Source organism: Azospirillum sp. TSH64, from assembly GCF_003116035.1.
Classification (GTDB): Bacteria; Pseudomonadota; Alphaproteobacteria; order Azospirillales; family Azospirillaceae; genus Azospirillum.
Genome location: NZ_LGQW01000015.1, coordinates 4783211 through 4785268 on the forward strand (window position 1 = coordinate 4783211; position 2058 = coordinate 4785268).

The following is a 2058-nucleotide window of genomic DNA, read 5'->3' on the forward strand; positions in this document are numbered from 1 at the left end:
TACCGGTGGCACCACGCTGCTGGCGTCGCAGTTGGAAACGCTGTTGGGCGGGGCGGGGCTCGATGTGGTGATGCTGGGATCCGCCGGCAGCACCTTGGCGGTGGCCCAGCTTGAGACCTTGCGGGGTGGGGCCGGCCTGGATGTGGTGACGCTCGGCACCGGCGGCACGACGCTGACCGTGTCGGCCATCGAAACCATCACCGGCGGTGCGACGACCGATGCCGTCACCATCGGGTCGGGCGGCATCACGCTACAGGCGACCGCGCTCGAAACCCTCATCGGCGGCGACGGGCTGGACCTTGTCTTCCTGGGTGGCGCCGGCAGCACCCTGCTGGCATCGGCGCTCGAGATCCTGGTCGGCGGCAGCGGTCGGGATGTCGTCACGCTGGGTTCCGGCGGCACCACGCTGCTGCTGCGCGCCATCGAAACGCTGACCGGCGGGGTGGGCAGCGATGCCGTCATCATCGGCGACACCGGCTCCACCATGCTGGTGGGCGCGGTCGAGACGCTGACCGGCGGGACCGGGCTGGACATCGTCGCATTGGGGTCAGGCGGCAACACGCTGACGGTGTCTCTCCTCGAAACGCTGACCGGCGGGGCGGGCACCGACGTGGTCGCGGTCGGCACGCTGGGGGCGACATTGGTGGCGAATGCCCTTGAAACCCTGCTGGGTGGCACGGCCTCCGAACTCATCTTCCTCGGTTCTGGCGGATCGACGATTTCGGCGGCGGGCATCGGCACCCTGATCGGCGGCACCGGCACGGATGTCGTGACGCTGGGCTCGGCGGGCAACACCATCCTGCTGCGCGGCATCGAGACCCTGATCGGCAATGGCGGTGTCGACGTGCTGACGCTCGGCGATACCGGCAGCACCTCGACGGTATCGCTTTTTGAAACGATTGTCGGCGGCCTCGGCAATGACCTCATCGCCCTCGGCACGGCCGGCAACACGCTGGTGGTCACGGGTGTCGAGACATTGGTCGGTGGGACGGGCACCGACATCGTGACCATCGGCACCGCCGGCGGCACGCTGCTGGTGTCCGGTATCGAGACGCTGATCGGCGGCACGGGCCTGGAGGTCATCTACACCGGGTCGGCGGGTGCGACCCTGACCGTCTCGGGCGCGGACTTCGTGATCGGCAACTCCGGCACCGACGCGCTGACCCTGGGGTCGACGGGCAACACCACCACCATCCGCGGCATCGACACGCTGATCGGCGGCACCGGCACCGACCTCGTGTTCCTGGGGGACACCGGCAACACGATGACGCTGGGGTCGGGTGTCGAGATTCTGGTCGGCGGTGCTGCCACCGACGTGCTGAACATCGGCGCATCGGGCGGCACCCTGCTGACCCGTGCGATCGAGACCCTGATCGGTGGGGCCGGCGTCGATGTGATCACACTCGGCGACACCCCGAATACGGTCACCGTCACCGGCATCGACAGCCTGACCGGCGGTGCCGGCACAGACATCGTCTTTACGGGTTCGGCCGGCGTGACGATGACGGTCTCCGGTGTCGAGTTCCTGATCGGCGGTGCCGGTTCGGATGTCGTCACCCTGGGGGCGGGCGGGGCGACCGCCACCGTCCGCGGCATCGACACCCTGATCGGCGGTGCGGGCAGCGATCTGGTGATCCTGGGCGACACGGGCGTCACCATGCGGGCCGAGGGCGGGGTCGAGATCATCGTCGGCGGTGCCGGCAACGACATCGTCAGCCTTGGCGACGGCGGTTCGACCGTCCTGCTGCGCGGCATCGAGACGCTGACCGGCGGCACCGGCAACGACGCGATCACCCTGGGGGATACCCCGAACACGGTGACGGTCGCCGGCATCGACAGCCTGACCGGTGGCACCAACACCGACATCGTCTTCACCGGTTCGGCCGGCGTGACGATGACGGCCTCGGGCGTCGAGTTCCTGGTCGGCGGCGCCGGTTCGGATGTCGTGGCCCTGGGTGCGGCGGGCAACACCGTCATCACCCGCGGCATCGACACCCTGATCGGCGGTGCGGGCAGCGATCTGGTGATCCTGGGCGACACGGGCGTCACCATGCGGGC

The 2058-nt window shown here is 69.3% G+C and carries 1 protein-coding gene; it reads left to right on the top strand.

Going from position 1 to position 2058, the window contains the following annotated elements; all coding sequences use genetic code 11:
* Positions 1-2058 (top strand): calcium-binding protein (locus TSH64_RS23035; RefSeq protein WP_146208134.1); only part of this gene is annotated, 2058 nt, incomplete at both ends.